Annotated in this window: 17 protein-coding genes and 1 pseudogene; 13 read left to right on the forward strand and 5 right to left on the reverse strand. The window is 54.8% G+C overall.

Going from position 1 to position 20,704, the window contains the following annotated elements; translation table 11 throughout:
• The first annotated feature begins 24 nt into the window (after positions 1–24).
• Both HGO41_RS04600 and map read left to right on the forward strand, forming a co-directional pair.
• Entirely contained in the window at positions 25–279 is a 255-nt protein-coding gene (locus tag HGO41_RS04600; RefSeq protein WP_013578096.1) for a ParD-like family protein, read from the forward strand.
• Between the two features lie 37 nt (positions 280–316).
• On the forward strand, positions 317–1,072 hold the full coding sequence (gene map, locus HGO41_RS04605) for a type I methionyl aminopeptidase (protein WP_041673469.1): 756 nt from the start codon (positions 317–319) through the stop codon (positions 1,070–1,072).
• A 55-nt stretch (positions 1,073–1,127) separates the two neighbouring features.
• On the opposite strand, the gene HGO41_RS04610 is transcribed toward map, so the two are convergent.
• The 3 genes from HGO41_RS04610 to HGO41_RS04620 form a co-directional block, all read right to left on the reverse strand.
• Positions 1,128–1,610, reverse strand: coding sequence for a PadR family transcriptional regulator (locus HGO41_RS04610; RefSeq protein WP_223509528.1), 483 nt, complete (start codon positions 1,608–1,610; stop codon positions 1,128–1,130).
• A 2-nt stretch (positions 1,611–1,612) separates the two neighbouring features.
• Positions 1,613–2,425 carry a siderophore-interacting protein gene (locus HGO41_RS04615; RefSeq protein ID WP_250980817.1) on the reverse strand — a complete coding sequence of 271 codons (813 nt, stop codon included), beginning with the start codon at positions 2,423–2,425 and terminating at the stop codon, positions 1,613–1,615.
• 137 nt (positions 2,426–2,562) lie between these two features.
• Positions 2,563–3,174, reverse strand: a complete 612-nt coding sequence (locus HGO41_RS04620; protein ID WP_013578092.1) for a TetR/AcrR family transcriptional regulator — start codon at positions 3,172–3,174, stop codon at positions 2,563–2,565.
• A gap of 386 nt (positions 3,175–3,560) precedes the next feature.
• On the opposite strand from HGO41_RS04620, the gene HGO41_RS04625 reads away from it, so the two are divergent.
• The 11 genes and pseudogenes from HGO41_RS04625 to HGO41_RS04675 all read left to right on the forward strand — a co-directional run bounded on the left by HGO41_RS04625 (position 3,561) and on the right by HGO41_RS04675 (position 16,820).
• Entirely contained in the window at positions 3,561–5,933 is a 2,373-nt protein-coding gene (locus tag HGO41_RS04625; protein WP_502947377.1) for a TonB-dependent receptor domain-containing protein, read from the forward strand.
• A gap of 207 nt (positions 5,934–6,140) precedes the next feature.
• Positions 6,141–6,803 (forward strand): DUF3313 domain-containing protein, encoded by a 663-nt coding sequence (locus HGO41_RS04630; RefSeq protein WP_013578090.1) that lies wholly within the window; start codon positions 6,141–6,143, stop codon positions 6,801–6,803.
• 26 nt (positions 6,804–6,829) lie between these two features.
• Positions 6,830–7,447, forward strand: a complete 618-nt coding sequence (locus HGO41_RS04635) for a paraquat-inducible protein A (protein WP_119262336.1) — start codon at positions 6,830–6,832, stop codon at positions 7,445–7,447.
• Complete coding sequence (locus tag HGO41_RS04640; protein WP_013578088.1) at positions 7,444–8,067, forward strand: paraquat-inducible protein A; 624 nt, start codon at positions 7,444–7,446, stop codon at positions 8,065–8,067. The genes HGO41_RS04635 and HGO41_RS04640 overlap by 4 nt, the downstream gene beginning before the upstream one ends.
• Entirely contained in the window at positions 8,060–9,655 is a 1,596-nt protein-coding gene (locus tag HGO41_RS04645) for a PqiB family protein (RefSeq protein ID WP_217147546.1), read from the forward strand. The genes HGO41_RS04640 and HGO41_RS04645 overlap by 8 nt, the downstream gene beginning before the upstream one ends.
• Positions 9,652–10,233, forward strand: coding sequence for a PqiC family protein (locus HGO41_RS04650; protein ID WP_250980818.1), 582 nt, complete (start codon positions 9,652–9,654; stop codon positions 10,231–10,233). Before HGO41_RS04645 ends, HGO41_RS04650 begins: the two co-directional genes overlap by 4 nt.
• A 271-nt stretch (positions 10,234–10,504) precedes the next feature.
• Positions 10,505–10,996: a PadR family transcriptional regulator gene (locus tag HGO41_RS04655; RefSeq protein ID WP_013578085.1), complete on the forward strand. Its 492-nt coding sequence runs from the start codon at positions 10,505–10,507 to the stop codon at positions 10,994–10,996.
• A gap of 169 nt (positions 10,997–11,165) precedes the next feature.
• Positions 11,166–11,852: pseudogene (locus HGO41_RS04660) on the forward strand (efflux RND transporter periplasmic adaptor subunit); the annotation flags it as partial.
• Positions 11,852–14,968 carry an efflux RND transporter permease subunit gene (locus HGO41_RS04665; protein WP_250980819.1) on the forward strand — a complete coding sequence of 1,039 codons (3,117 nt, stop codon included), beginning with the start codon at positions 11,852–11,854 and terminating at the stop codon, positions 14,966–14,968. The pseudogene HGO41_RS04660 and the gene HGO41_RS04665, both read left to right, overlap by 1 nt.
• Positions 14,968–16,338, forward strand: coding sequence for an efflux transporter outer membrane subunit (locus HGO41_RS04670; protein ID WP_250980836.1), 1,371 nt, complete (start codon positions 14,968–14,970; stop codon positions 16,336–16,338). Before HGO41_RS04665 ends, HGO41_RS04670 begins: the two co-directional genes overlap by 1 nt.
• Before the next feature lie 95 nt (positions 16,339–16,433).
• On the forward strand, positions 16,434–16,820 hold the full coding sequence (locus HGO41_RS04675) for a methionine-R-sulfoxide reductase (protein WP_013578081.1): 387 nt from the start codon (positions 16,434–16,436) through the stop codon (positions 16,818–16,820).
• 211 nt (positions 16,821–17,031) lie between these two features.
• Here the strand turns inward: HGO41_RS04675 and bamA are convergent, their stop codons facing one another.
• Positions 17,032–19,455 carry an outer membrane protein assembly factor BamA gene (bamA, locus tag HGO41_RS04680; protein WP_250980820.1) on the reverse strand — a complete coding sequence of 808 codons (2,424 nt, stop codon included), beginning with the start codon at positions 19,453–19,455 and terminating at the stop codon, positions 17,032–17,034.
• A 214-nt stretch (positions 19,456–19,669) separates the two neighbouring features.
• Positions 19,670–20,608: a fructokinase gene (gene cscK, locus HGO41_RS04685; protein ID WP_241917394.1), complete on the reverse strand. Its 939-nt coding sequence runs from the start codon at positions 20,606–20,608 to the stop codon at positions 19,670–19,672.
• Between the last annotated feature and the right edge of the window lie 96 nt (positions 20,609–20,704).

Genomic DNA, 20,704 nt, shown 5'->3' on the forward strand with positions numbered 1-20,704 from the left:
TTCGTATACTACCGAGGCAAGCCCATGGGTATCATTAAGATTTCAGAACTGATGCACGAGAATTTGCGTATTGCCAGCATGGCTTATACGCGTTCGATGAACGCACAGGCCGAGCACTGGATGAAGATTGGCATGCTGATGGAAACCCATCCTGATATGACGCACAGCCAGATTTCGCAATTGCTGGTGCAGTGCAGCATGGAATCTGAAGAAAACACCGGAAGTATCCGCACGCTGTTAAACGTGGGTGGCACACACAGGAAGGCAAGCAATGAATAATGGTTTAGACAGCAGGTATTTCGTCAACAATAACCGCATGGTCAAAACGCCGGAAGGCATCGATAAAGCCCGTATCGCCGGTAAACTGGCGGCGCGCGTGTTGCATATGATCACGCCGTACGTAGTGCCAGGCGTTACGACCAACGAACTGGACCGCATCTGCCACGATTTTATCGTCAACGAATTGCAGGCGATACCGGCCAATATCGGTTATCACGGCTATCAGAAAACCACCTGCACCTCCGTCAACCACGTGATTTGTCATGGCATTCCTTCCGATAAGGCGCTAAAAAAAGGCGACATTGTTAACATCGACGTGGCGCTGATCAAAGACGGCTGGTACGGCGATACCAGCCGTATGTATTACGCCGGTGAACCCGGCATTATGGCGCGCCGTCTGGTGGATACCACCTATGAAGCAATGATGGCCGGTATTGCAGTGGTACGTCCCGGCGCAACACTCGGCGACGTCGGCTTTGCGATTGCTGCGGTGGCGAAACGCGAAGGTTTTTCCATTGTGGAAGAGTATTGCGGTCACGGCATCGGCATGGGTTATCACGAAGATCCGCAGGTGCTGCATTATGGCGAGCAAGGTCACGGGCTGGTATTGCAGGAAGGCATGTTATTTACCATCGAGCCGATGCTCAATGCCGGTAAAAAACAAAACAAAGTCCTGCCCGATGGCTGGACCGTGGTGACTAAAGATCATTCGTTGTCCGCACAATGGGAACATATGATTGCGGTGACGAAAGATGGTTATGAAATACTGACCCCGTGGCCGGAAGATAAGTGACAATACTGGGACAGTAAAGCCTCCATCCGGAGGCTTTTTGCTTTCTGAGGTACGGCTAACTGCGCTCGATTTCTTTTGTCGCCCGGTCCAACGCATCGGTGATTTTATACAGTGTCTCCTGTCCGATGGGGCCTTTCGCCAGCCGCAGGTTAAGCGCCATGCGGATATTGTTTATCGCGCGCTGCATTTCAGGAATGCTGCGATTGTTGGATAAAATCGCCAGCGAATGCAGTTTCTCCGTCACTGAGCCGAGCAGTTCTCCCTGTTCAGCCAGCGATTGCGAACCTTCCGGTGTAATCGCATATTGCTTCTTACCGCCCTCTTCCTGGCTGGCCGAAATCAACCCCTGTTCTTCTAAAAAGGTCAGGTTCGGATAAATGATACTGGCGCTCGGCGTGTATTCACCTTTGGATAATTCTTCGATGGCCTTGATCAGCTCATAACCGTGGGCGGGACGCCGCTGCAAAAAATGCAGCATCAGCAGGCGGATATCCCCCGTTTCGAACATTCTTTCGCGGCGGTGTTTATGATTCATCATCGTTATTTATTATGCCAATAGGCCACACAACGCACCAGGTTCGCATCCAATCCACGGGTTTCCACGAAATAATCATTCAGCCCTTTGGCGAATTTCCCTTCACCGGTGACCCAGATGTAGTAATCGCTTTCTGGCAGCGGCAGGCTTTTCAGTTTTTTAACCGCCGCGTCATCTTCCTGATAACCGTTGTGCTCATCGCTGACAATCCATTCAATGTTGAAGTCTTGTTCATCCTCTAAATAGCTGACGCAACTCACGTCTTTCACTTTCACCAGCACGGTGATTTTGGCGTCAGACGCCGCCTGTTTCAGCTCACGCAGACGGCGTTTCACCGCCGGAAGACCGGTTTCATCGCAGACATACAACTGCCATTTATAGGTGGTCGGGATGATCAGTGAACCACGTGGCCCGCCGATGATCAGTTTATCGCCCGGCTTCGCATCAGCCGCCCATTCGCTGGCGACACCCCCGTCGTGAATATAGAAATCCAGCGTCAGTTCGTTGGTCTGTGCATCGTAATGCAGCGGCGTGTATTCGCGGTTCAGCGGACGCGGCCCTTCGCCCCACACAATCCCTTCTTCGGTTGCAGCGGGTGGTGTAATGGCATCCCCCGGATTCGCCGGGAAAAACAGTTTGATGTGGTCATCGAAGCCGCGTGACGTAAACCCGGTCAGCTCGTCGCCGTTTAATACAATGCGTTTAAAACAGCCGGAAATCGTTTCACTGCTTTTTACCGTGATATGACGGAAAACCAGTTCGTTTTTGACCCGGACCGGCAGGTTTGCGGCAGGGGTTTCAGTGCGATGTTGTGCCATCACGTTCTCTCTTTTGCGATAAGGTTTGCCGAAAGATATATCTTAGTCATGTTTTCTGCAATCCCGCAAAGTGTAAGGAAAAACAAAAAAGCCATCGCGTGGATGGCTTCGGATTGCAGTGGCAGGAGGAAGAATGGCTAGCGCACGGCGCCGTACAGGAACATCTCGACGGCGTTTTTCACCAGTTGCTTGATCTCGATGACGTCCAGTGGCGCAGGGTCGCTCTGGTACAAACGCATATTGGTTTGCGCCGTCACCAGCGCCAGAAACTGGCGCGCGCGCAAATCGGCATCAGCATTGCCGAGTTGCCCTTTTTGCATCGCCAGCGCTAAAAATGCCGCCAGTGATTCGATGGCTTCACCCGGACCGGCATCGTGAAACAACATGCCGATGTCAGAACGCCCGGCTTCGGCAATCACCATCCGGTATACCGCCAGCGCGGTACCGTCGTTGGTCAGCACCAGCAACATTCTTTCACCAAAACGGGTCAGCACCGTTTCCAGCGGCAGATCAGGCAAGGGGGCGGAAAGCCCGTCAACGGCATCGGAAAGATGCCCGGTGGCGTAGGCTTTAACCACCGCCACCAGCAGCGATTCTTTGGAGGGAAAGTAATTGTAAAGTGTGGCTTTTGATCCGCCAAGCCGCCGGGCAAGCTCATTCATCGAAGCACGCTCGTAGCCGCACTCCTGAAATAATTCCGCCGCGGCATCCACAATCGCATCCCTTCTGGCCTCGGTACGTACTTTCATTTTCACTCCTTAACTGTACGGTACAGTTTCTATTTATACCCACTCTAACCATGCCTTTCCGGCTTGTAAAGCCGCGCCCCCCTGGCCCGTTTCGAAAGACGGATTGCAAAGATTTCGTTAAGAACTACATTTTTTTTATCATTTTGTTGATAACAATTATCAGTATCATTATCATTCTCACGAAGCCGAAATGGGTGCGGATGTTAAATAAACCCATATTTTATAAGGACAATGGCCTTTCACGGAAGAATTGCATGCAGATGACCAGCGCGTCTGATTTGTCGAAAGGCAGTAAATGCGAGCAGAACTTAAAAAAATTAGTCCAGGACTTATAACAAATGTTCAAATCCTTTACACAGCAGGGTTTGGTGAAAAACGTCATTTTCATGGGGACGATTCTCACCACCACCTTTAACGTAAATGCAGCGGAAGCCGTTAAAGACAATACCGATCTCACAGCAAGCAATACGCAATCTTCTGAAGCCATCAAAAAAAAACCGGCGGTGCGTACCGCGCAGGATCTGGCGCAGAACAATGAAGAAGTCATGACTGTCACCGAAACGATGCCGGATAAAAAACCGGGCTCGAAAACCACCATCACGGCGGCAGAAATGCAGCGAAAAGGCGGTAATGATTTCGGCACTATCATGCGTTATGAGCCGCTGATCACCGCGACCGGCGCGAGTGGCGGCTCCGGCAATGGCAAAAGCGGCTTCGACCGCAGCGGTTATACCGGCTATAACATCCGTGGCCTGGAAAGCAACCGCGTCGGTATTGACGTCGACGGTATTCCGCAGCCAAACGCTACCGGGCGCAGCTACGTCAGCCGTGCGGGCCTGAATACCTTTGGTATTGGCCGCGATTACATCGACCCGTATATTTACGGTCAGGTGGATATTGAATCCGGCGCCACATCAGCCGATCGCGCCAACACCTCCATCGGCGGTGCCGTTTCCTTCCTGCCAAAATCTGCCGACGATTACCTGCGTCCGGGCAAGGAAGTCTATTTCGGTTACCAGTCTGATTATGATTCTTCGGATCGTTCCTGGCACAACGGCATCACCGCTGCCGCCGGTGACGAAACCCTGCGGGGCCTGATCGCCATCAGCCGCCGCGACGGCCAGGAAACCAGCAACAACAGCGATACGCTCGATGCGTATCCGGCCAACTGGCACTCTGACGCCATTATGACGTCGGTCATCTGGCAGCCGAATGATGCGCATAAAATCACCGGCACCCTCGATTACTACGAGAAAGTGAACCACACCCATTACGATACCTGGAACAATGCTGGCAGCGCGATTCTGGGTACCGCACAACAGCAAAGTAACACCCGCCGCTGGGGCGCGAGCCTGAAAGATGAATGGACGCCATTCAACGATTACGTGGATGCCATCGTCTCGAAAGTGTATTACCAGTACACCCAGGCACACGACAACACCTATCTGCCAAACGAAAGTAAGCAGATGATGAACGTCTACTCAAACTATGACGTGAACACCTACGGCGCGGAGACCAGTTGGCTAAAAACGCTGGGTCGTCATGAGCTGAGTGCCGGTATCAACGGCCGCGTGTCCAACACTGAACGTCCGTTCCGCGAAAGCCCGGATCAAAGTGCTTTCACGACTATCATGCAGCCGGAAGCTAACAGCCGGACGTATATCCTCGGCGGCTTCCTGCAAGACACCATCAAGTTTGACCTCGACGGCCATAACTTCTCTGTGGTGCCTGCGGTGCGTGTCGCGTATCAGAATACCAAGGCAGAAAACCTGTCAGACTTGTCCAACAGCATTGTTTCTGAAGATCAGGTTTCCACCCTGTACGGTAAAGCCAACTCCGATACACAGGCCCTGCCATCACTGGCCTTCACCTATGACATCACCCCTAAGCTGATGACTTACCTGCAGTACCAGCGCGGTGCCCAGTTCCCGGATGCCAGCCAGCTTTACGGCTCCTGGAACCTCGGTTCTAACTACGCAGGCCGTGGTCAGTACGCGCTGATCGGTAACACTAATCTGAAAACCGAAACCAGCAATAACTTTGAATGGGGCATGAAAGGCGAAGCCACGGAAGGCGTGACCTTCAAGACTTCTCTCTTCTATAACACCTACAAAAACTTCATTGCTAACACCCGCTACACCCGCGCGGGCAGCCCGGGTATGTTCACCAATGTGCCCTCCAATATTTATACGATTTATCAGGCAGAAAACCGCGATGAAGCCTTTATCTACGGTGGCGATCTGAGTACCAAAATTAACTACGGTACCTGGTTCAGCAGCGTTGATGGCCTGAGCACCACCTTCGCACTGGGTTATGCCAAGGGTGAATCGAAATCCAGCTACGATGGCGACAAATATGTTGACCTCGACAGCGTGCCGCCAATGAAGTTTGTGGCTGGCGTGGCATGGGATGCGCCATCCGGCATCTACGGCACCGCCCTGACCACCACCTTCGTGAAAGGTAAAAAAGCCGAAGCGACCAGCCGCCAGAGCTACACCAATGCCGGGACGCCAATCACGGGTTCCACCACCGAATACATGAATGTGCCGGGCTACGGTATGGTGGATGCAACGGCCTACTGGAAAGTCGCGAAGAACGTGAAACTCAGCGGTGGCGTTTATAACATCACCGACCGCAAATACTGGGATTACCTGAGCAGCCGCACCCTGACCGAAACCACCAATCAGGATGAGTACAACAAAGCGCTGGCTGTGATGCCGGGTCGCAGCTTCCAGTTGGGCGTGAACGTCGATTTCTAACCGATAACGCCCGAACGGACAACATCATAGGCGTCATGTGCAAACATGACGCCTTTTTTACGCCTTGTGACCTTCTCCTCAAAACTAAACCCACCTGTACATTTTCTTGACATGGGAATTTTATTACCCCATAAATGAACCGTACCGTACGGTTTTGAAATAAACCGAAACCGACGTCCCGCGACGATTCTTAAAAAGGTAGGAAAAATGTCTGCATCCGTTCACGGCTATTCTCTGGCGGCTTTGATTTCTTTGGGTTTTCTCACCGGGTGCGCGAGTACCCAGCCTGTGCCCTACACCGGGGTCACCTCTTCTCCACAAATGAAACCTGATACCCAGGACGATTCAGGCCATATCGCATACAGCTACAACACCCCGACGGACTGGAATAAATACAGCCGCGCGATCCTCGATCCGGTGGTGATTTATCAGGGCAAGGATGCCCAGTTTGATGACGTCACGGCGGAGCAAAAACAGCAACTGGCGGCGTACATGCAGCAGCAGTTCGGCAAAAGTGTCGGCGGGCGTTTCCCGCTGACCAACGCTATTACCCCAGGCACCTTACGCATCCGGCTGACGCTCACCGGCGCACAAACCACCACCGCGTTTCTGGGCACGTTCACCCGCTTTGATCTGATGGGCGGGCCGTACAACATCGTGCAGTCAGTGCGCGGCAAACAGGGTTCATTCACCGGCTCCGTGAGTTATGCGGTGGAAATTTATGACGCCCCCTCCAATCAGTTGCTGAAGGCTTATATCGCGAAGCAATACCCGAACTCGCTGAACATTGGCGCGACCTGGGGTGCGCTGAGTGCGGCCGAAACCGGGCTGGATAAAGGCGCGGAACAGTTGCAGGCACAACTGAAATAAGTGACGGCAGGACACAGGACATCACCATGAAAATCTATCCGCAGCAGGTCGTTTGCAAACATTGCGACAGTCTGTATACCCGAAAACCTGTGCGGTCCGGCGAGGCCGCACATTGCCAGCGTTGCCGTGCCGTACTGTATCGGGGAAGCTGGCTGAGTCTGGAACAATGGTTTGCGCTGACGGTCACCGCCGCGCTGTTTTTCATTATCGCCAATGCCTTTCCGGTGCTGGAAATTCAGTTTCATGGTCAGGTGCAGGCGGCAACGTTGTGGCAAACCGCGATGGCGCTGGCGTACAGCTACGCATCGCCACTGGCCATTCCGCTGGCCATGCTGATCATCGTCTGTCCGTGTCTGCAAATTGTCTTATTGGGTTGGGTGTTATGGCACGCCTGCCGGAAAAAAGCCGCGCCGGGACTCGCTTCTGCGATGCGTTTGCTGGCCGGGCTGGCGCCCTGGAGCATGGCGGAAGTGGCGTTGCTGAGCATTCTTATCGCCGCCATCAAACTCTCGGGACTGGTGCAAATCACCCCTGGCCCCGGCACATGGGCGCTGCTCGGATTGTGCCTGTTATTACCGGTGATCAACCATCAGGATTTCCACCCGCTGTGGAGCCTCAAAACGCTAAAAGGCCAGCGCGAATGACGCCGGTTCCGCACGCATTAACGCAGGGCATCGTGCGCTGTCATGTCTGCGGACTGGCCTGCGAACAGGTGCCTGGCGTGCGGGCGTTGCCGTGTCCGCGCTGCCATGCGCCGCTGCATCCGCGATTGCCGGACAGCCTCAGCCAGTCATGGGCATTGCTGCTCACCGGGCTGTTGCTGTATCTGCCCGCCAATTTACTGCCGGTGATGTACAACAGTTTTGCCGGTCGCGGCAGTGAAAGCACCATTCTGGGCGGTATTGCCGGGTTCTGGGATGCCGGTGATTACATCATCGCAGCGATCATTTTTACCGCCAGCATTGTCGTGCCGTGTGCCAAGTTCCTGATCCTCGGCGGGCTGCTGATCGCGGTACAACGACGTCCCGCTTCCGGTCAGCTTCGTCGCTCGCGCCTGTTCCGCCTGACGGAACATATCGGTTACTGGTCGATGCTCGATGTGATGGTGGTCGCGATGATCGCAGCGCTGGTGCAGTTCCCCGGCCTCAGCACTGCCGAACCGCGCATCGGTATTGTTTTTTTTGGCGCAGTGGTGATCTTCACCCTGCTGGCTGCCCTGAAGTTCGACCCGCGTTTGCTCTGGGAAAATCAGAATAATGACTGAACACGCTTCACCCCCGCCGGACATTGTCCCGCGCCGTTTTCGCCCCTCGCTGATCTGGCTGGTGCCCGCCATAGCGGCATCAGTGGGTTTGTTTTTGCTGTTACAGGTCTGGGCGGATACCGGCCCGGAAATCTCCATTACTTTTCAGACCGCCAGCGGATTAGAAGCCGGTAAAACCGAAGTGAAATACAAAGACGTCACGGTCGGGCGGGTGAAATCGATTTCGCTCAGCCCCGACAGCCGCCGCGTGCTGGTCACCGTTTCACTGATGAAAAACGCCGAAAATCTGCCCAGGGAGGACACCCGTTTTTGGGTCGTGCGTCCGCGCATCGGCATGGGCGGCGTATCGGGTATCGATACCCTGCTTTCCGGCGCGTATATCAGCCTTGATACCGGCACATCGCAGAAATCCGGCAGTGACTTTCAGGGACTGGAATCGCCCCCGGCGGTGATCAACGGGATGCCCGGCAAACAGTTTGAAGTGGTGGCCGACGATCTGGGTTCACTGGATATCGGTTCGGCGGTGTATTACCGCCGCGTGCCGGTCGGGCGGGTCTCTTCCTATGCGCTGCGCCCTGACGGCAAAGGCGTCAGCCTGAACGTATTTATCGATGCGCCGTATGACCGGTTCGTCACTTCCGCCACCCGTTTCTGGAATGCCAGCGGCGTGGATTTATCGCTCGATTCTGAAGGTTTGCAGATCAAAACGCAGACCATGGCGTCGGTGATTGCCGGGGGCATCGCGTTTGCCAATCCGCCCGACGACAGCACGGCAAAACCGGCAGCCAGCCACCGCGTATATACGCTGGCAGACGATCAGGCCTCGGCAATGACCCCGCCGGACGGCACGCCGCAGGTGTTGCAGTTGCGCTTCCAGCAGTCGCTGCGCGGCATGAAAACCGGCGCGCCGGTGGAGTTTTCCAGCGTGAAGCTCGGGAAAGTCACGGCGATTGAGCTCGATTACGACCCTGCCGCTTCACGGTTTATCTCGGTGGTGACGATTGAGGTGTATCCGAACCGCTTAGGACATGTGCAGGAGAAACTGCCGAAACCTGAAAAAGACGGCCAGCAGCAGGCTGCCACGTTCCTGCGCGACATGGTGAAACACGGACTGCGGGCGCAGGCGCGCACCGGCAATCTGCTCACCGGACAGTTGTATATCTCGCTCGATTTTGTGCCTTCGGCGCTGCCGGTGTCTTTTGATATGACTGCGCGTCCGTTGCAGATCCCCACACTCAATGGCGGCTTTGATCACCTGCAGGAACAGCTCGCGACACTGATTGGCAAGTTATCGACAATGCCCATTGAGTCGATTGGCAGCAATCTGAATGCCACACTGGGCAATCTCAATCAGACGCTGATTCAGGTGAACCGTCAGGTTCTGCCACAAACCACGCAAACCCTGCGCCAGTTCGATCAGACGATGGGCAGCGCACAAACCCTGCTGGCAGCGGACTCCCCGCTGTTGCAAACGCTGGCCGAATTCCAGCGGACATTATATTCCCTGCGCACCCTCACCGGCCTGCTCACGCGCCAGCCACAGGCGCTGATCGCCGGCAGAAACAATGAAAATAAGGAGCAACCATGAATGTCCTCCGCGTGATAACCGGGGTTTGCCTCCTGCTGGGGTTAAGCGGTTGCGCCTCTCCTGCGCCTCATTATTACACCCTGATCACACCTGCGGAGAATGCGCCATCTGCGATACCACCGGCTGCATTTGTGCTGCGCGTGCAACCGGTGACCGTGCCTGAACAGCTTAATCAGCCGCAACTGGTGATACGTAAAAGTGACGGCGAAATCGTGATATCGGATAGCACGTTGTGGGCCGCGCCGCTGCCGGAGGAAATACGCAGTGCGCTGTCGGCGCAGCTTGAACGCTCGCTGAATACAACAGACATCCGCGAATTGACACCGCCGCCCGATAAACCGGTTATCACCCTGCGCGTAACCGTGCAGCAACTGGATGCCTGGCCGCAACGTCACGCCAGCCTGACAGCCCGCTGGCAACTGCGTTTTGGCGCAGATGCAAAAATGCTGACCTGTCGCGCACAGCATCAGATTGCCGTGACGGGTGGCGTGCCGGAACTTATCACCGCGCAACAGAAACTGATTGCGGCACTGGCCGCCGATGTTTCAGATGCCATAAAAAGCCGCCACTGCCGCTGAAAACCGGACTTTTTCGCAATGCTTACACGGCAAAAATAGGTTTACGGCATCTTTCCGCCGTTTATCTCAAGATCAATCAGTTACCCCTGTTCTGAACTGTTAAGAAGTGTCAGCAACAGGGGCGAACCTGAGAGCACCATCATGATTTAGTCATTATAAAACAACACATTAACACTATCCTTACGTTAGTTTCCCGCTCCGTCACTGTCTTGCCCTGCAAACTTGTAAGATATATCTTGAGGTCGTCGGCAATCAGCGAAGGAGAAAAATCATGAGCGAAACCGAACCTGCTGTACGGCGTAAAAGCAAACTGTTCACCCGTCAGGAACTGGCGCTGTTTGTGTTGCATCTGATCCAGATAAACCCGGTGCATGGCTACGAAATTATCAAAACCATCGAAGGCTATTCTATGGGGGTGTACATCCCCAGCCCCGGCGTGATTTACCCGATCCTGGCGCATATTGTTGACAACGGCTTTGCCACCGCCGCAGAAATAGAAGGCGGGAAAAAACAGTTTTCCATGACACCGGCCGGTTCTGAATATCTGGCGGCAAGAAGAAACGAAATCCGCGCCATAGAAGAAAAAATGAAAAAACGCGTGATTGAAAATAACCCGCCGCCCGCACCTGAAATAATTTACGCCATTGAGAATTTAAAAATCACCGTACGGACGAAAGCCTATAACGGTGAGGTCACGCCGGAAATATATCAGCAGATGGTTAAATACATTAATGAGGTCACGAAGAAAATTCATGATTTATGATTCCTGATTTATAAACAACGGCACATCTTTAAATAATTTTAACGGGATCCTGACTGTTTTATTTCGATAAAACAGCCGGGGCTCCTTTGCCTTTAATTATATTATTTATTATTTACGGACACCAAAATGCCTTTAAGATTCTCCTGCTTATTGATACTTATCGCGCTGAAAAGCCGCATCACTGGAATCGGCCGAAATCAATCTCGACTGGACGCGGGTCACGTCGCCGATTGCCGGTCGTATCGGCATTTCCTCCGTTACGCCGGGCGCACTGGTCTCTGCCGCGCAGGACACCGCGCTGGCGACGGTGCGAAATCTCGATTCAATGTACGTGGATCTCACCCGTTCCAGCGCCGATTTGCTCAGTCTGCGTAAACGCGCGCTGGCAGCGAACAGCGATGCTTTAAGTGTCACGCTCACCCTTGAAGACGGTTCAACCTACCCCGAAAAAGGTCGTCTGGAACTGACCGAAGTGGCGGTCGATGAAGCCACCGGTTCGGTCACGCTGCGCGCCGTGTTCCCGAATCCGCAACACGTTTTACTGCCGGGAATGTTTATCCGCGCTGACGTGGATGAAGGCGTCGTCGAAAATGCCGTGCTCGCACCGCAACAAGGTGTGACACGGGATGCCAAAGGCGACGCCACCGCGCTGGTGGTCACCGCCGACAACAAAGTCGAACAACGTCATATCGAAACCGGCGAGGCTACCGGTACCCACTGGCTGATTGTCAAAGGCTTGCAGGTGGGTGATCGCGTGCTGGTGGAAGGCAGTGACAAAGTCACGGTGGGCGATACGGTGAAACCGGTTGAAGTGAATAACGCCGCCGCTGCGAAAAGCACAGAAGGAGCCGCCTGATGTTCTCCCGCTTCTTTGTGCGTCGCCCGGTTTTTGCCTGGGTGATTGCGATTCTGATCATGATGGCCGGGATTATGGCGATCCGCACGCTGCCGGTCGCGCAGTATCCGGACGTCGCGCCTCCCTCAGTGAAAATCAAAGCCACCTATTCCGGGGCTAACGCCGAAACGCTGGAGAACAGCGTCACGCAGGTCATCGAACAACAACTGACCGGCCTGGATAATCTGCTGTATTTCAGCTCCAGCAGCAGTTCCGACGGGTCAGTGGATATCACCGTCACCTTCAAACAGGGCACCAATGCCGATACCGCGCAGGTGCAGGTGCAGAACAAAGTCCAGCAGGCGGAATCACGCCTGCCGACGGAAGTGCAGGAAGCCGGGGTGACGGTCACCAAGTCGCAGTCCAGTTTCCTGCTGATCATGGCGGTGTACGATAAAACCGACAAAACCAGCAGCTCGGATATCGCCGACTGGCTGGTCAGTAATATGCAGGATCCGCTGGCGCGCGTCAGCGGCGTCGGCAGCTTGCAGGTGTTTGGTGCGGAATACGCCATGCGCATCTGGCTGGATCCCACCAAACTGGCGGCGTATGACCTGATGCCGTCAGATGTGGAAACGGCCATCGAAGCGCAAAACGTGCAAATCTCTGCCGGTAAAATTGGCGGTCTGCCGTCTTCCGCTTCACAACAACTGACCGCCACGGTGCGTGCGCAATCACGTCTGCAAACGCCGGAGCAGTTCCGTAACATCATTGTTAAAGGCAATACCGGCGGCGCGGTGGTGCGCATCAGTGATATCGCCCGCGTCGAAATGGGCAGCGAAGATTACACCGCGTCTTCACAGCTGAACGGTCATCCGGCGGCGGGTATGGCGGTGATGTTATCGCCGGGCGCCAACGCGCTCGATACCGCCACGCTGGTGAAAAACACCATCAGCGAATACCAGCGCAGCATGCCGAAAGGCTATGACGTCGCCTATCCGAAAGACAGCACCGAATTTATTAAAGTGTCGGTGGAAGACGTCATTAAAACGCTGATCGAAGCCATCGTGCTGGTCATCGTGGTGATGTATCTGTTTATGCAGAATCTGCGCGCCACGCTGATCCCCGCGCTGGCGGTGCCGGTGGTACTGCTCGGCACGTTTGGCGTACTGGCGCTGTTCGGCTATTCCATTAACACCCTGACGCTGTTCGCGATGGTGCTGGCCATCGGCCTGCTGGTGGATGACGCTATCGTGGTGGTGGAAAACGTTGAGCGCATCATGCGTGATGAAGGGCTTCCCGCCCGCGAGGCCACCGAGAAGTCGATGGGAGAAATCTCCGGCGCGCTGGTGGCGATTGCGCTGGTGCTCTCTGCCGTGTTCCTGCCGATGGCGTTTTTCGGCGGCTCAACCGGCGTGATTTACCGCCAGTTCTCCGTCACCATTATTTCCGCCATGATACTTTCCGTGGTGGTGGCGCTGACCCTGACACCGGCGCTGTGCGGCGCGTTTCTGCGCCATAAACCACAGGCTACCCGTGGTTTCTTCGGTGGCTTCAACCGTTTGTATTCGCGTACTGAACAACGCTACGAAAATGGCGTGACGCATGTGCAGCGCCGTCCGGTGGTGATGGCGCTGATTTACGGCGCCATGGCCGCACTGATGGGCGTGCTGATGTGGCAACTGCCGACCAGCTTCCTGCCGTCTGAAGATCAGGGCGAAGTCATGGTGCAATACACCCTGCCCGCCGGGGCGACAGCGAACCGTACCGAAGCCGTCAATTCCCGTGTTACAGAGTGGTTCCTCGGCAAAGAGAAAGCCAATACCAACGTCATATTCACCATCACCGGCTTTAACTTCAGCGGCAGCGGTCAGAATGCCGGGATGGCGTTTGTGTCACTGAAGAACTGGGATGAACGTCCGGGTGCCGTAAACACCGCGCAGGCGGTAGCCGGTCGCGCGATGCGGGATCTGGAGGTGATCCGCGACGCAAAAGTCATCGCCATGACGCCGCCTTCCGTGGACGGGCTCGGGCAAAGCAACGGTTTCACCTTTGAGCTGATGGCTACCGGCGGCACCAGCCGCGCGGACTTACTCAAACTGCGCACCGAACTGCTGGCACTGGCCGCCAAAAGTCCGGAACTGCAATCGGTTCGCGCCAATGATTTGCCACAAATGCCACAGTTGCAGGTGGATATCGACAACAACAAAGCCGTGGCGCTCGGGCTGACGCTCAGCGATGTCACTGCCACGCTAAGCAGCGCGTGGGGCGGCACTTACGTCAATGATTTCATTGACCGTGGCCGCGTCAAGGAAGTGTATATCCAGGGCGACAGCGAGTTTCGTTCCAAACCGGCGGATCTGAATAAATGGTTTGTGCGCAGCAGCGACGGTACCAGCATGACGCCGTTCTCCGCGTTCGCCACCACCCACTGGACCTATGGCCCGGAAAGTCTGGCGCGCTATAACGGAGCAACTTCCTATGAGATCCAGGGCGAGAACACCGACGGCTACAGTTCCGGCGCGGCGATGGCAAAAATGGAAGCGCTGGCGGATAAATTACCCGCCGGTTCAACCTGGGCATGGAGCGGACTCTCTCTGCAGGAAAAGCTCGCCAGCGGTCAGGCGCTCAGCCTGTATGCCATCTCGATTCTGGTGGTATTCCTGTGTCTCGCCGCACTGTACGAAAGCTGGTCCGTGCCGTTCTCCGTGATCCTGGTGATCCCGCTCGGTCTGCTTGGCGCATCCCTTGCCGCCGAACTGCGTGGCCTGAATAACGACGTTTACTTCCAGGTGGCGCTGCTGACTACCATCGGCCTGTCGTCGAAAAACGCCATCCTGATAGTTGAGTTTGCCGAAGCAGCGCTCAAACAAGGCAACACCCTGACCGCTGCCGCGCTCTCCGCTGCCCGCACCCGTTTACGCCCGATCCTGATGACGTCGCTGGCCTTTATCGCCGGGGTGATGCCGCTGGCAGTCGCGACCGGCGCAGGGGCTAACAGCCGCATCGCCATCGGTACCGGCATTATTGGCGGCACCGTGACCGCCACCTTACTGGCTATTTTCTTTGTTCCGCTGTTCTTCGTGCTGGTGAAAAAAGTCTTCACCGGTCACAAAGACGCGCAGGAGTCAGCATGATTTTTCGTCTGAGTATTATTTCGCTGGCCATGTTGCTGGCAGGCTGTATCTCGCTGGATCCCGATTATCAGCGCCCTCCCGCGCCGGTGCCTGCAGTCTGGCCTGCGCAGGGCGCACAGCCAGCGGCTACCACGGTGCTGAGCGACTGGCAGGGCATCATGGCCGATGCGCGCCTGAATGCCGTGGTGGCCAAAGCGCTGACCAGCAACCGCGATTTGCAGGAAGCGATTGCTGATATTGAAGCCGCCAAAGCGCTGTATGGCGAGCAACGCGCCAGCCTGTTCCCGACGCTGGATGCTGAGCTTTCACAAACCCGCAGCCGGACGCAGGATGCAGGCGTCAGCAGCAGCGCCACCGCCGACGGTGCGGTCAGCAGTTTTGAAATCGACCTGTTTGGCCGTAACCGCAGCCTGAGCACAGCGGCAAAAGAAACCTGGCTGGCGAGTGAATCGACCGCGCAGAACACCCGTCTGACGCTGATTTCAGAAACCAGCACCGCGTGGATCACACTGGCGGCGGACAACAGCAATCTGAAACTGGCGCAGGATACCCTGAAAAGCGCGGCGGATTCGCTGAGCATTACGCAACGGCGGCAACAGGAAGGAGTCGCCTCGGGGCCGGACGTCAGCTCTTCGATGGCGATTTATCAGCAGGCACGCGCCAGTGTCGCCAGCTACCAGACGCTGGTCGCGCAGGACATCAACGCCCTGAATCTGCTGGCAGGCGACACCGTGGCGCAAAATCTGTTGCCGGGTACGCTGGAAAGCCTGGCACCGCAGGCCATCAAACTGGTGCCCGCCGGGATTTCGTCGTCGGTATTACTGCGCCGCCCGGACGTGCTGGAAGCGGAACATAATCTGAAAAGTGCCAATGCGGATATCGGCGCAGCGCGGGCGAATTTCTTCCCGACGCTCTCGCTGACTGCCAGCGCAGGCGTCGGCAGCAGTTCGCTGTCGAACCTGTTCAGCCACGGCAGCAATGTGTGGTCGTTCGCGCCCAGCCTGAGCCTGCCTCTGTTTACCGGCGGCAGTAATACCGCGCAGTTGCGCTACGCTGAAGCGGAGAAAAAGGGGCTGATTGCCGCGTATGAAAAAGCCATCCAGAGCGCCTTTAAAGATGTGGCGGACGCCCTCGCCCGCCGTGCCACGCTCAGTGAACAGATGGATGCCCAGCAGCAATATGTTGCGGCCGCACAGCGCAGTTACGATTTGGCGCGCCGCAGTTATGAAACCGGTGCGGGCGATTATCTGACGGTGCTTACCGATCAGCGTTCACTGTGGTCGGCGCAGACCGACCTGATTGCCCTGCAACAGACTGATTTTGAAAACCGTATCACCCTGTGGCAGACGCTGGGCGGCGGCGTGAAATAGCACACTATGGCAGGAGGGCACTTGCAGCTTGATATGTCGCCCCAATATAGCGCTACACTATAAGGCTGCAATGTCACCTGCCAGGAGCAATGATAATGAACAGAGAACTGAATGATTTTGAACGTTTTGTCATCGAAAACAAAGGGACAGAGCGCCCGAATACCGGTGAGTATAACGACCACTTTTCACCGGGCCGTTACGTCTGTAAAAGATGTTCTGCGCCGCTGTATTCCTCAGAACACAAATTCGAATCCCATTGCGGCTGGCCCGCTTTTGACGATGAAATTCCGGGTGCGGTTGAACGTGTGCCGGATGCCGATGGCCGCAGAACAGAAATTGTGTGTGCCAACTGCAAGGCACATCTGGGGCATGTTTTTGAGGGGGAATATTTAACTGAGAAGAATCTGCGCCATTGTGTCAATTCCGTTTCAATGATTTTTGAAAGTGCCGATGCGCAAGGGAATTACCACAAAGCAGAATAATCGCTTATTTCTGCTGTGATAAACGAATAAAAAGAAGGGCCGCACAGGGGCAGCCCTTAAAAGGAAGAACTCCAACAATATTATAATGGCATGATGTTTTACCCTAAGGGTTGCTCAATAAACATCATGCCGGCATTATAATTGAATCAGATTTATTTTCTATTCTCATTGCGTCTGTAAAAAGTAATAACTTTGTAAGACAGCGTTATTATTACCACGTCTTACCGATATTAAACTGGAATTGCTCCGCACTGTCCCCTTCATATTTCACCAGCGGCTGCGCATAAGAGAACACCAGCGGGCCGAGCGGGGATTGCCATTGCAGCGCAATACCACTGGAAACACGAATATGTGTCGGGTCGCTGTAATCCGGAATACCCGCGGCTTCGGTCGCTGAGGTATTTTCCCATCTCGTATCCCACACCGTACCGGAGTCGACAAATAATGAGGTACGCACTGAACTGGCGTATTTCTCGCTGATGAACGGCGTCGGCACATACAGTTCCGCGCTGGCAATCGCCATCGCATTACCGCCCACCGCATCAGTCGATTTGGTCACCGGACAGGTGGAATACGAGCTGTCCGCGCTGCTGCATTTGTAATACGCCGCTTTCGGCCCGATGGTGTTGGAGGAGAAACCGCGAACCGAGCTGGAGCCACCTGCGTAGAAGTTGTCGTAGAACGGGACTTCGTTGCTGCCAATGCCTGCCGCGTAACCGGCTTTGGCGCGGCCCATCAATACCCAGTCCGATTTGTCGCTCAGCGGAATGTAATGGTTGGCATCAAAGGTGATTTTGTAATAGCTATCGTCCGAGCCAGGCGTGGTCACTTTTGCCGCCAGGCTGGCGCGCGTGCCGGATGACGGGAAGAAGCCACGGTTAAGATCGTTATACGCCCAGCCGACACTGGCGAAGAAGTCATTGGTGCTCAGTTGAGCATCGCTGTTGGTGGACGTCGTTACCAGCCCCGGCTGTACGCCGCTGGCATTGAGATAGCGCCAGACCGCGACCTGCGGTTCCATATCACTCAGCGTACTGTGAACATAATCCAGCCCCAGATTCAGCGTATTGTTTTCGCTGACCGGCAGGCCAAGATTCACGCCTGTGCCGTAACTTTGCAGATTATACGCCGCCAGATCGTTATCTTCCGCGTCGTAATGGTTGTAGAACACTTTGCCGCCAAGGCTGATGCCATCAACGGTGTAATACGGGTTGGTGGCCGAGACTTCGACATAGGTCTGATAGGAGTTGCGCGTGCCGCTGAAACTGACCGTATTACCGCTGCCCAGCCAGTTGTCCTGCGTTACGCCCAACTGATAACTGATGCCGCTGTCGGTGCCATAACCCAGGCCCACGTTGAATGTGCCGGTGTTACGCTCTTTAACTTTATACACCACATCAACCTGATCCGCTGAACCGGGCACCGGCTGGGTATCCACATCAACCGACTCGAAATAGCCGGTACGGTTGAGGCGATCTTTGCCCTTCTGCACCAGATCATTGCCCAGCCACGCGCCCTCCATCTGGCGCATTTCGCGCCGCAGCACTTCATCTTTCGAGGTGTCATTGCCTTCAAAACGAATGCGGCGCACCGAATAACGGTTGCCGGTATCCACGCTGATATGCAGTTTCACGGTTTTATCCGTTTCATTAATGTCGCTTTGCGTCGTGACATGCGGATAGGCATAGCCGTAGCGGCCCAGCAGATTTTTGATGTCACCTTCCACTTTGGTGACTTTCGCGCCGTTATACAATTCACCGGCAGGAATGGTGGCGAGCGATTCAATTTCGGAAGAATGTCCGGCCATGTCGCCGGTCACTACCACGCCGGACACGGTATATTGCGCACCCTCAGCAATATTGACGGTAATATAAATCCCTTTCTTATCCGGCGTTAAACTGACCTGGGTGGAATCAATATTAAAACGGGCATAACCGCGGTCGAGATAAAAACTGCGAAGTGTTTCTAAATCACCTGACAGTTTTTGTTTTTCATATTTTTTATCGCCAATCACATTCCACCACGGCACCTCATCGCGTAGCTGGAAATGGGCGATTAAATCGTCACTGGTAAAAGCTTTATTGCCCACAATATTGATTTGTTGAATTTTTGCCGACACACCTTCGGTAAAGACCAGTTTCACGTCCACGCGGTTACGCGGCAACGGCGTCACCACCGCTTTTACACTCGCGCTGTATTTGCCGACGCTGTAATAAAAATCTTCCAGTCCCTTTTCAATCGACGAAATGGTGGTGCGATCCAGCGCGTCCCCGACGCGGATCCCTGAGGCTTCCAGGTTCTGCTGCAACATCTCGTCCTTTATGGCTTTGTTGCCCGAGAACGTAATGCTGGCAATCGTTGGCCGCTCTTTCACCTGAACAATCAGCGTGTTGCCATCTTCAAGCACCTTCACATCGTCAAAATTGCCGGTCGCAAACAAGGCACGGATCGTCTGGCTGATATCGTCATCGGATACCGTATCGCCCACGCGCACGGGGATGCTCAGCAAGGCTGCGCCGACGGTGACCCGCTGCAATCCTTCGACGTGAATGTCTTTTACGACAAACCCGCCGGCAGCAAAAACCGGGGCACTGCTGAACAGCAGCGACGCTAAGAGTAATTTTTTCATTGTCATGTGATCCGTGCTCGCCGTTTTTCAACTAACAAAAATTCCTGTTAACAAAATATTTTGCTATCAGAAGAAATAACCTCGCTAACAGACTGTGGGATATATAGGAGGTTCAGCGGCAAACATTTGATTTTCGTAAAACATGACGTTGGATTACAGATTACTTACATTATTTTCGTCGGGTGAACAGTTGCGGTCCGGGCAACATCGTCGGGCGCGGTTACCCCTGAGAGGAGAACGCTTTTAAGGTAACGCTGTCGGGTAATGCGGTCATTGCGCCTCTGGCGGTGGTGGCAAGAGCACCGCATGCCAGTGCCTGATGAATGATCTGTTGCCAGACACTCTCCGAGGTCAGCGGCCAGTGTTGCGCCAGCCCGGCCAGTAATCCGGCGACAAAAGCATCTCCGGCGCCGGTGGTATCCACCGCTTTCACTTCGCGGGCCGGATAGTGATTCAGACTGGCATTATTTTTCCGGTAAACCGAAACCCCCAGTTTTCCCTGCGTGACCAGCAGCAGCTCGGGATTATAGCGGTCACACAGACGCAGCATCCCCTCCGACAGCAACGCTTCGCCCGTCAGAAATTCCAGCTCATCCTCTGAGACTTTAATCACATCAGCCAGCGACAAGGCACGGGCAAGATTTTCACGCAGTTGTCCCTCATCAGACCACAAGTCATGCCGGATATTGGGATCAAAACAGACATAACCGCCTGCCGCTTTCATCTTCGCCATTGCCAGAAAGGCGGAGGAACGTGAAGGTTCCGCAGATAACGCGATTGAGCATAAATGTAAAAAATCCCCGGGATGGAAAGCCGGAATGTCGGTGGCCTGGAGGAATAAATCCGCGCCCGGACGCACCATAAACGTGAAAGAGCGTTCGCCGTCAGCATCGTTTTCCACCACCACGGTGGAGGTACGGTGATGAGGGTCAAGGTACATACAGTCAATATTCACCCCCTCATCCGCGAGGGTTTTCATCAGGAACTTCCCGAAAGGGTCATCGCCCACGCGTCCGATAAATGCGCTGTCTCCCCCGAGGCGGCGGATCCCGACGGCAACATTCGCCGGTGCCCCGCCCGGGCATTTTAATAAGCGGTCATCCTCTTCAGCGATCAGATCCACCACGGCGTCACCCAAAACCCAAATCCGGTTATTCATCTTCATTCCTTTTTTAAATCCTGATAAATCGTCTGTCGATAAAATAGAAGAACCGGTTTAGCTAATCAAGAGCAAATGAATTTTCAGGACGAGAGA

The sequence above is a fragment of the Rahnella sp. CG8 genome, from assembly GCF_023701875.1.
Classification (GTDB): domain Bacteria; phylum Pseudomonadota; class Gammaproteobacteria; order Enterobacterales; family Enterobacteriaceae; genus Rahnella; species Rahnella aceris.

Bases quoted from the DNA above. Each gene is read 5' to 3' on its own strand.
- HGO41_RS04640 (WP_013578088.1), top strand. From the start codon at position 7,444: ATGACGCCGGTTCCGCACGCATTAACGCAGGGCATCGTGCGCTGTCAT.
- HGO41_RS04655 (WP_013578085.1), top strand. From the start codon at position 10,505: ATGAGCGAAACCGAACCTGCTGTACGGCGTAAAAGCAAACTGTTCACC.
- cscK (WP_241917394.1), bottom strand. From the start codon at position 20,608: ATGAATAACCGGATTTGGGTTTTGGGTGACGCCGTGGTGGATCTGATC.
- bamA (WP_250980820.1), bottom strand. From the start codon at position 19,455: ATGACAATGAAAAAATTACTCTTAGCGTCGCTGCTGTTCAGCAGTGCC.
- HGO41_RS04635 (WP_119262336.1), top strand. From the start codon at position 6,830: ATGAAAATCTATCCGCAGCAGGTCGTTTGCAAACATTGCGACAGTCTG.
- HGO41_RS04600 (WP_013578096.1), top strand. From the start codon at position 25: ATGGGTATCATTAAGATTTCAGAACTGATGCACGAGAATTTGCGTATT.
- HGO41_RS04630 (WP_013578090.1), top strand. From the start codon at position 6,141: ATGTCTGCATCCGTTCACGGCTATTCTCTGGCGGCTTTGATTTCTTTG.
- HGO41_RS04620 (WP_013578092.1), bottom strand. From the start codon at position 3,174: ATGAAAGTACGTACCGAGGCCAGAAGGGATGCGATTGTGGATGCCGCG.
- map (WP_041673469.1), top strand. From the start codon at position 317: ATGGTCAAAACGCCGGAAGGCATCGATAAAGCCCGTATCGCCGGTAAA.
- HGO41_RS04610 (WP_223509528.1), bottom strand. From the start codon at position 1,610: ATGATGAATCATAAACACCGCCGCGAAAGAATGTTCGAAACGGGGGAT.
- HGO41_RS04675 (WP_013578081.1), top strand. From the start codon at position 16,434: ATGAACAGAGAACTGAATGATTTTGAACGTTTTGTCATCGAAAACAAA.
- HGO41_RS04615 (WP_250980817.1), bottom strand. From the start codon at position 2,425: ATGGCACAACATCGCACTGAAACCCCTGCCGCAAACCTGCCGGTCCGG.
- HGO41_RS04650 (WP_250980818.1), top strand. From the start codon at position 9,652: ATGAATGTCCTCCGCGTGATAACCGGGGTTTGCCTCCTGCTGGGGTTA.
- HGO41_RS04665 (WP_250980819.1), top strand. From the start codon at position 11,852: ATGTTCTCCCGCTTCTTTGTGCGTCGCCCGGTTTTTGCCTGGGTGATT.
- HGO41_RS04645 (WP_217147546.1), top strand. From the start codon at position 8,060: ATGACTGAACACGCTTCACCCCCGCCGGACATTGTCCCGCGCCGTTTT.
- HGO41_RS04625 (WP_502947377.1), top strand. From the start codon at position 3,561: ATGGGGACGATTCTCACCACCACCTTTAACGTAAATGCAGCGGAAGCC.